Consider the following 9,081-nt stretch of genomic DNA (forward strand, 5'->3'; position numbering starts at 1 on the left):
CGGGACTGACCAAGGCGATTACACAATTAATATATAATTAATGATTGGATACAGATGCGTTTTGGTTGTTGTGCACGCCTAAGCGTTTGACAAGTTGCGAGCTGTCTTTGTTCAAGCCGACGACCCTAACGTCTATATCGTTCTCTCTATATTTCAAAATGAGCTTATCAATAGCCGCGACGGCTGAATCGTCCCAAACATGTGCATTTGAAAAGTCAATTTCAACTTCCTTCGCCTCAATTGAATATTCAAAGTGTTTTAATAAATTATCAGTGGAAGCAAAGAATACTTGTCCAGTGACTTTATAAACCATTTTCATAGTGCTCTTTTCGTAAATCTGTTCAACATGAACTTTAGAGATTTTAGCTACGAAGAAGATGGCACTTAAGATGACTCCTGCTAAGACCCCTTTCGATAAGTCATGTGTTTTTACAACAGTGGCAACCGTTATGACCATAACAACAGAATCTGAAATAGGGGTTCTCTTGAATCTTGTTAATGAACCCCAGTCGAAGGTACCGATAGAAACCATAATCATGACTCCTACAAGTACAGCCATTGGAATTTGAACGAGCAAATCATTGAATACAATGATTAATAACATCATAAATATCCCTGCAACAAGGGTAGATAAACGTCCTCGTCCACCTGAGGAGACATTGATGACAGATTGTCCAATCATTGCACAGCCAGCCATACCTCCAAACAAACCAGACACAACATTAGCGACACCTTGTCCGCGTGCTTCTTTGTTTTTATCACTTACGGTATCGGTCATATCGTCAACGATTTGAGCCGTGAGAAGTGATTCCAGAAGACCTACAAAGGCTAAAGCAAGGGAAATAGGGAAAATAATCTGCAATGTTTCAAAGTTTAATGGAATATCAGGAATAAGAAAAATAGGTAATGTACTTGAAAGATCACCCATATCTCCTACTGTTTTTAAGCCAGTTCCCGTAGTAATGGCAATAATTGTCATGACAATTATTGCCACAAGGGGAGAAGGAACAGCTTTTGTGAATCTTGGCAAAATATAGATGATTGCAAGAGATCCTGCAACCATAGCGTACATGGCTAACCCAGCCCCTTCAAAGTGTACGAGCTGAGAGGAGAAGATTAAAATGGCAAGAGCGTTAACAAACCCGATCATAACAGATCTAGGGATGAACTTCATAAATTGCCCGATTTTCAGTGCACCAAGGATAAACTGTAAGATACCAGTTAAGATAGTGGCTGCAAGCAAATACTCAAGTCCGTAATCTTTTACCAGTGTAACCATGAGGACGGCCATAGCTCCTGTGGCGGCCGAAATCATTCCAGGACGTCCACCCATAAAAGCGATGACGACGGCGATACAGAAGGAAGCGTACAATCCTACCATGGGGTCGACTCCAGCGATGATAGAGAAAGCGATTGCCTCAGGGATGAGTGCCATAGCGACGACCATGCCTGAGAGCGTATCGTTTTTTACGTTTCCAAACCATTGTTGTTTAATTGTTTGTGTGTTCAATTGCGCACCTCTTTCTATTAAATTTGAAATGCACTGTCCATAACAGTGCGTTAATCCGGCAAGAACGAAAGAAATTATATCATTCAATTGAGAAACATCATAATTTCATGTAAGCGCATAAAATCGACATATACTTACATATACGACTTCATGCTTATTCATAGATGCTATAATCACATAAAAGTATTTTTTTAATTTAGCCTTTCATTTTAACAAACAATTTACAAACAAGGATAAGATCATGATAAAATAAGCGAAGATATGAAAGACAGGAGGATCTTATGTATAAAAATATTCTACTAGCCGCAGACGGATCTGAACATTCTGTTCGTACGGCTGAGCGTGCTGCCGAGCTTGCCCTCCTTCAAGGTGATGGTGAAGTGACGATCGTTTATGTCGTGGATGGGGAGCAATCGAAAACGGATGTTTTATCAGAAGGCGATAAATCATTAATCGACCAACGAAGGCACGAGCGTTTGCATCCGATTGAAACGATTCTGGAGGAAAAACGTGTTCCTTTTCATGTTGAAATCAAGCACGGAGAACCAGGTCCATCGATTGTGAATTTGGCGAATGAGGGAGAATTCGATATCGTCATCATTGGAAGCCGAGGACTAAACGCTCTCCAAGAGATGGTTCTAGGCAGTGTCAGTCACAAAGTGGCCAAGAGAGCCAACTGTCCGGTTATGATCGTAAAATAAGAAGCGAGCGAAATGCTTGCTTCTTTTTTTATACAAAGTTGTTATAAGCTTTTATTGAATAGGGTAGAGAAGGACTAAAGGAGGAGATGAATCAATGAATGAATCAGGGTGTATCAAATGCGGAAGTACGGATGCTGATCAGAAAGAAGTGTCCATGACTGGATCTGGCTTATCTAAAATGCTGGATGTACAGAACAATAAGTTCACAGTGGTGTCATGTAAAAACTGTGGCTATTCAGAGTTTTACAACCAAAAAGCTTCAAAAGCCAGCAATATTCTCGATTTCTTCTTTGGCGGATAGTATCTAAATATAAAAAAGGATCGTTGAAAGCTATTACTTTCAGCGATCCTTTTTGTTTGTTCATAAAATCGTATAAAATTTCTGGGTAATCATTTTGTTCAATATATGGTGACAAACGAAAGTCATTAGAAGTAAGAAGGTGAAAAGTATGCCAGATACGGCCCACAAACCTTCGAACGCATTGATATTCCAGAGAGTGAAGATAGCGATTCCAAATACCAATGCTTCAATCGCAAGGGCGAAAAAACCAATAAAGCGACCTTTGAAAACTTCGCGTTCATCGGTCCAATTTAACTTAGGTTGATAGAGGTCAATCAAAAGCCCTAGAATACTCGTTATCCAGCTTGTCACTAAAGATAAGACAAACCACAGTAGGCACAGTAAAACGGGTACTTTAATAATCCATAAAGCTGCGCCTCCAATCAGTAATAGGGATAACAGACTGAGTGTATATGCTGTAATAATTTTGCTCATTATGATGGTCTTTGCAGGAATTGGCAAATAGAGATTGTTAAACCAGCTTTTACCTTCCCGGGAAATAGAAGAAATTGAGGCTGGGTTAATACCTAGTGCGATTACAGTGAAACCGAACAAAGCTAGGATCATCGTTTTTCCTTCCGATTGACTCATCATTCCTCCAAGACTACCTGCCGATCCACTCGTATCGAATAGGATGATGATGATTAAAAAGACAGGGAAGAAGAGACTTTGAACGAAGATCTGGGTAAAGAAAGTCGGAGTCCGAAAGATGATCTTCATTTCTTTCATCCATAAACTGAACAAGATCGAATGCTGCTTCGTTTTCCTTTGAATGTTTTCTTCTTTAAACGTATTTCTTTTTCCACCAGATAACCCTAAGACCCCCTTGAAGTAAACCTTCTGTCCACTGGTGAGAAATATAATAATGCTGGCAATCGTTAAGCCGATCATGAGCAGAAAATACAGGATCCCCGTAATCGTCCCTGGTTCAGTCAAGGCGATTGAGCTGATGTAAGCGGTCGGAAAGAATTTAGTGACAAGCCCCAGCATGCCATTCTGTTCCGTGAGCACCTGTGCCATGTTTGCGTTTGTATTTCCTGAATCCAAGCGGATAAGCACATTGATCCCAATTGCAAAAACAAATCCTAGCAAGCCGACAAAAATTTTCGTGCGGTCTTTGTTTTTGGATATGTTAGCGAATCGCATTAGAAACATAATTAAGATGGATGTCAATACAAACGGGATAATGGGTGTCAAGACCCATAAGAGGGCAGCGAACAAGTAGTAGAGGAAACCTGCTGAACTATGTAAGCCGTAAAAAATCAACGTCGGTAACAGGAGAAGGGCATTCAACCCATACAACGATAAGAAAGGAACGGCAGATTTCCCAATGATAATCTGATAAGGCTGAAAGGGCAGTGCAATGAATGATTCGACATCCTCGGCAAAATAAAAGGAACTCAACACCGATCCGATACTTACAAACACAAAGATGAAAAGCATCAAGACAAAAAACAATCCTAGAATGACGCTCTCATTTCCGGTTGAAGCGAGAGCTTCGTATAAGGACCCGATCAAACTATTGAGGGAGTACAAAACCATTAGCGCGAACGGGACCGTCACAAGAATTAGGAAACCGTAACCGATTTTTTCACTGCTGCTTTTTCCTGCCATAGAGAGCTGCATTTTGACCATGACTTTCATTAGTTTCCAGGCTTTACTCATTTTGCGTCAACTCCAGGAACAAGCGCTCCAAGTTTTCATCTTCTTTGAACTGTTGTTTCATTTCACTCATATTCCCCTGAAACTGGACTTGACCATGGTTGATGATGGCAACTTCATCACATAACTGTTCGACGACTTCGAGTACGTGAGTAGAGAAAAAGACTGTCTTTCCTCGTGAGGCATGCTCACGCATCATTTCTTTCAGCGTAAAAGAAGATTTAGGATCCAATCCTGAAAGGGGTTCATCAAGAATCCAAACATCAGGATCATGAAGCAGAACCCCGGTCACGACAATTTTTTGCTTCATTCCATGTGAGTAGGTTTGTATATGGTCATCAAGTGCATCATAAATGCCAAAGCTTTTCGTCAAGTTTTCAATTTTTTCTTTTCTAATATCAAGAGGAACATGGAACACATCAGCAATAAAGTTCAAATATTCAATTCCTTTTAATCGAAGGAATATATCTGACCGATCAGGCACATAGCCGAATAAATGCTTCGCTTTCATCGGTTCTTTTGAAACGTCCACACCGTTCATGATGATGGATCCCTCATCAATAGGAAGAATTCCTGTCATCATTTTGATGGTCGTAGATTTCCCCGCCCCGTTAGGTCCGAGAAATCCAAATATCTTTCCGTCAGGGATACTCAAACTGAGGTTTTGGACTGCTTTTTTTCCTGGAAAGCTTTTTGAAATTCCGTTCAGTTCAATCATTTTATCCATCCTTTACCAAGTACTCTATAATAGATGTACGATATCGAATAGAAAAATGTTTCATTCATCTAAAAAGAGTTCCATATGCTCCTCGTCTAAATAATGGTTCGGCAGTTTGATTGCCTTACGCTCCAAACCGTAAGATTGAAACCCCATCCTTTCATAAAGGGTTTTCGCAGGGTGGTTATCCGTAACTACACTTAAATGAAGAACTTCTAAGTTCAGTGCCTTTGAGGTGTTAATAGCTTCTTGAACGAGAAGTTTCGCTCCGCCTTTTCTCCGGCTGTCTGGAGATACGTACATGGCTACAAGGTTTCCTTTATGGGAAAACTTAGGGTGGGTTTCTTTCACAATCGTTAGGACACCTTGAAGCTTCTCATCCTCAAACAATCCGATTGTTCTTGAGGTTTCAGCTTCTAATCGTTGTGCTGTGGTTTCGATTGGGTTCGGTCTTTGTTTTTCTTGTTCGTAAGTTGTGATAAAAGCATCCGGGTTTGTTAACAATGCTTCTAAACGTAATTGATAATAACTTTCTGCATCTTTTCCATTCAATTCGCGTGTTTGCATACCCAGCCCTCCTTTAGTTGTACTTAGCCTAGCGAATATCTATGGTAAAGTAAAGAAAGAAGAATTCCATAAAAGAGTAGGTGGACCAATGACAGAAAAAGAAAAAATGTTAGCTGGAGAACTCTATGAATCATGGGATGACGATCTAATGCATGAGCGATCGAGAGCACGCCAAATTACCTATTCCCTCAATCAGACCAAAGATACTGAGGTTCATTATCGGAAACAATTGATTCATGATCTTTTTGGAACGATTGAAGGTGAGATAGGTCTAGAACCGCCGTTCTATTGTGATTATGGCTATAATATTCATGTGGGAGAAGGTTTTTTCGCTAACTTCAACTGTGTGTTTCTTGACGTTTGTGAGATTCGGATTGGGAAACGGGGGTTGATCGGGCCTAACGTTCAACTTTATACAGCGACCCATCCTATGGATAGAGAAACCCGTGCGAATGGACTGGAAGCAGGAAAACCTATTACAATCGGGGATGATGTATGGATCGGCGGAAACGCGGTAATTAATCCGGGGGTTACGATTGGCGATAATGTCGTGATTGGATCGGGAGCCGTAGTGACAAAGGATATCCCTTCAAATGTTTTTGCAGGTGGGAACCCTGCTAAGGTTATTCGTAATGTGGATTAACCCTAAGGGTGGTCGTCCGGCGATTTTTTCGTTATCATACTAGAGGATGCTTGCATATATACGTTAAAAGAGGTAAGGAAGGATTGAAACGATGATAAAGAGAAAAAGCAAACGAGAAATTGAATTGATGCAAGAAGCTGGCAAGTTGCTTGCCAACGTGCATAAAGAGTTAAGATCATTCATTAAACCAGGGGTCACGACGATGGAGATCGAAAACTTCGTCGAGAAGTACTTAGCTGAACGGGGAGCTACAGGAGAACAAAAAGGGTATCAAGGCTATGAGTTCACCACCTGTGCTTCTATTAATGATGAAATCTGCCATGGCTTCCCTCGTGATGAGAAATTACAAGAAGGAGATATCGTCACAATCGACATGGTCGTAAACTTGAACGGAGCGCTAGCGGATTCTGCATGGACTCATACTGTTGGAGAAGTAAGTGATGAGGCTCAGCGCTTGATGGATGTAACAAAAACATCTTTGTATAAGGGAATTGAGCAGGCAAAACCAGGAAATCGAATCGGAGATATTGGTCACGCCATTCAATCGTATGCAGAAGGTGAAGGTTATGCGGTCGTACGTGACTTCACTGGTCACGGAATTGGAGAATCCATTCACGAAGATCCATATATTCCTCATTTCGGTGCACCTGGCAAAGGGGCCCGATTGAAAGAAGGAATGGTTATTACTATTGAACCGATGTTGAACGTAGGGCAGTGGGGGAGTCGGATGGATGAGAACAATTGGACGGCTCGTACCATTGATGGTTCTCTTTCCGCTCAATATGAACATACGGTAGCTATTACAAAAGACGGTCCCGTCATTTTGACAGAACAAGAAGATTAATAAATGAAAGCCAGGCATCGTAAATGCCTGGCTTTTTTAAATGGTCATTTATCTGCGAAACACTCTACTAAGCTTGTCGGAGCTGATCAAGGGGAATTGCACACTTAATCATATCCGGTTTCATCGCCTAGTCCCTCGAGGTCTTAAGTCACTTAACTCCATGAAGGTACTTCACTTCATTACATTAAGTGACTTAAGCTTGTCGGGACTCCCAAGGCGATTGCACACTTAATAATAAGAAAGCCCCGATTTCAATTTCTTGAAATCGGGGCTTGTCTCAGGTTTAAGCTAGGTTCTTATTTTTGAACGTTAGCTGCTTGTGGTCCGCGTTGTCCTTCTTCGATTTCGAAAGTTACAACTTGACCTTCTTCTAGGGATTTGAATCCTTCTTCTTGGATAGCAGAGAAGTGAACGAATACGTCGTCTTGACCTTCTACTTCAATAAATCCAAATCCTTTTTCTGCGTTAAACCATTTTACTGTACCTTCAACCATGTACAATTACCTCCTGCGTGGAATCGAGATCCCACATTGTATTACTATTCTTGCTCTTCAATTCAATCAAGACGACATGCTGTAAAACATTTGATCTTTCTGAATTTCAACGAACAACAATAATTAACCTTAGTATAACAGATGAAAAAAACAAAAGATACCCTCAGCCAAAAAAAGTTTTCTAATCTTGAGGCTGAGTAAGGTAAGCCCTATTTAACAACGAATATAGAGATTTTTCGACAAATTCATCGACATTTTCTTTAGGGATGGCAGCCAAGTCGTTCAACCTGTGACCTTGATCCAGTAAATGCTGCATCAAAATCCAGCCAGCGTAGTTCGCTTCCTTTTCATAGCCGGATGCGCCTGTGCCTCTTGTAAAGGAGTACAAAGCTTCATAATCCGTGCGTTTTAAGTGCGGGATTAGATTCATCATGATCCGGTTTGGCTCTTTGCTGCACTTCTCATGTTTCCAAAGTAAGTCTGTACCAGTATTCTCTTCATCTGACATGACTTGCTGAGTGGTGTGCAGGGCTATGCCCTCTTGGAAAATTAGTTGACCTAAGGTTCGAGTATGACTAGGTGCCAGCCCGGATTTACTGCAATGGACGATCCGCGTTAGTTCTTGGACAAGTTTGAAATGACTCCATTCCACTTCTACAGGAAAGCAAAGGGTGTAGCGCTTATTCTCTTGCATGATGAAAGGTTCTGTCTCGAAGGTTCCGACAAAATATAAAACGGTCAACTCTATCGGTTTTGTCACACGTAATGTCTGCTTTATTTTTTCCAAAAGTCCGCTCAGTTTAAGCGGATCGGGTTCAAAGTATTTGATTTTATCGTAAACGAGTGAATATTTATCCCAGGCATAATCGAGCATTTCACGTGCTAACTGATCCTTCTTGTAGCCGGGGGGGACGAAAGTGAACCCGTAATAGTGCTTCCATAATTCAAAGCGGCGTTCAGGGCTTGCATTTTCAAGGGAGGCTTTATCATAAAACGTCAGAAATCTATCCAGCATCTGTTTGCATTTTAAGTCATCCATGCTGATCCTCCTCGGATTGAGTTATTGATGTAAAAATTCTAAACGTTTATCCCATACTTCACGAGCACCTTTTCCAATCCATATCAAGTGGCTGTCTGCATCTACTTCGTAAATCTCACATTGAGGTGCTAAAGATTTGAGCAACAATGCGTTTGTGTATTGGACACTTTTATCTTTTTGCGAGTACATCCCAAGGATAGGAGCTTGGACGCTGCTGATATCCGTAACCGAATGGTCCACATCTAAAGAGAATCCTTTTCCAGATTGAGATGTTGCCAGCATGTCATAAACGAAACGGCGGTCATTTGGTGAAAGACTTTCTAAGTATTCTTCCGCATTTTCCGTTGTCATCTCTGACAAGAGTTGTTTCATGACAAGGTCAGGAAACAGTTTGAGCATTTTTCTTAAACTACTCCACACCATACGCTCTGCCGGACCAAAGATGAGCTTTGCCTTTTGTTTCGTACTGTCTTCCCAAGGAGCGGCCATAGCAGCTTCCATTATGATTTTTGACACTCTGTCCGGGTGGTGAGCGGCTAGAGCGATAGCCGTTGGCCCGGCCG

Annotated in this window: 10 protein-coding genes and 1 pseudogene; 4 read left to right on the top strand and 7 right to left on the bottom strand. The window is 41.2% G+C overall.

The annotated features are described in order from the left end of the window. Nucleotides 1-37 precede the first annotated feature (37 nt). On the bottom strand, nt 38-1,510 hold the full coding sequence (locus tag LD39_RS01910) for a SulP family inorganic anion transporter (RefSeq protein WP_035542313.1): 1,473 nt from the start codon (nt 1,508-1,510) through the stop codon (nt 38-40). 281 nt (nt 1,511-1,791) lie between these two features. Here LD39_RS01910 and LD39_RS01915 point away from each other — a divergent pair, with 281 nt between their 5' ends. Next, on the top strand, nt 1,792-2,211 hold the full coding sequence (locus LD39_RS01915) for a universal stress protein (protein WP_035542316.1): 420 nt from the start codon (nt 1,792-1,794) through the stop codon (nt 2,209-2,211). A gap of 94 nt (nt 2,212-2,305) precedes the next feature. Further along, complete coding sequence (locus LD39_RS01920) at nt 2,306-2,512, top strand: zinc ribbon domain-containing protein (protein ID WP_035542318.1); 207 nt, start codon at nt 2,306-2,308, stop codon at nt 2,510-2,512. Nucleotides 2,513-2,572: 60 nt separating this feature from the next. Here LD39_RS01920 and LD39_RS01925 read toward each other — a convergent pair whose 3' ends face one another. The 3 genes from LD39_RS01925 to LD39_RS01935 are packed head-to-tail and all read right to left on the bottom strand — an operon-like array spanning nt 2,573 to nt 5,498. Beyond that, nucleotides 2,573-4,216: an ABC transporter permease gene (locus tag LD39_RS01925; RefSeq protein ID WP_035542321.1), complete on the bottom strand. Its 1,644-nt coding sequence runs from the start codon at nt 4,214-4,216 to the stop codon at nt 2,573-2,575. After that, nucleotides 4,209-4,931: an ABC transporter ATP-binding protein gene (locus tag LD39_RS01930; protein ID WP_035542323.1), complete on the bottom strand. Its 723-nt coding sequence runs from the start codon at nt 4,929-4,931 to the stop codon at nt 4,209-4,211. Before LD39_RS01930 ends, LD39_RS01925 begins: the two co-directional genes overlap by 8 nt. Nucleotides 4,932-4,991: 60 nt before the next feature. Then, entirely contained in the window at nt 4,992-5,498 is a 507-nt protein-coding gene (locus LD39_RS01935; protein ID WP_035542325.1) for a GNAT family N-acetyltransferase, read from the bottom strand. A gap of 88 nt (nt 5,499-5,586) precedes the next feature. Between LD39_RS01935 and LD39_RS01940 the strand changes: the two genes are divergently transcribed. Both LD39_RS01940 and map read left to right on the top strand, forming a co-directional pair. Beyond that, nucleotides 5,587-6,141 (top strand): sugar O-acetyltransferase, encoded by a 555-nt coding sequence (locus tag LD39_RS01940; protein ID WP_035542326.1) that lies wholly within the window; start codon nt 5,587-5,589, stop codon nt 6,139-6,141. A 91-nt stretch (nt 6,142-6,232) separates the two neighbouring features. Further along, nucleotides 6,233-6,985 carry a type I methionyl aminopeptidase gene (gene map / locus LD39_RS01945; RefSeq protein WP_035542327.1) on the top strand — a complete coding sequence of 251 codons (753 nt, stop codon included), beginning with the start codon at nt 6,233-6,235 and terminating at the stop codon, nt 6,983-6,985. 296 nt (nt 6,986-7,281) lie between these two features. Here the strand turns inward: map and LD39_RS01950 are convergent, their stop codons facing one another. The 3 genes and pseudogenes from LD39_RS01950 to LD39_RS22930 form a co-directional block, all read right to left on the bottom strand. Beyond that, on the bottom strand, nt 7,282-7,479 hold the full coding sequence (locus LD39_RS01950) for a cold-shock protein (RefSeq protein ID WP_035510016.1): 198 nt from the start codon (nt 7,477-7,479) through the stop codon (nt 7,282-7,284). 181 nt (nt 7,480-7,660) lie between these two features. Further along, nucleotides 7,661-8,518, bottom strand: coding sequence for a hypothetical protein (locus LD39_RS01955; protein ID WP_035542329.1), 858 nt, complete (start codon nt 8,516-8,518; stop codon nt 7,661-7,663). A 21-nt stretch (nt 8,519-8,539) separates the two neighbouring features. Continuing rightward, nucleotides 8,540-9,081, bottom strand: a pseudogene (locus tag LD39_RS22930) (alpha/beta hydrolase); the annotation flags it as partial.

This window comes from Halobacillus sp. BBL2006 (genome assembly GCF_000786645.1).
In the GTDB taxonomy this organism is placed as follows: Bacteria; Bacillota; Bacilli; order Bacillales; family Halobacillaceae; genus Halobacillus.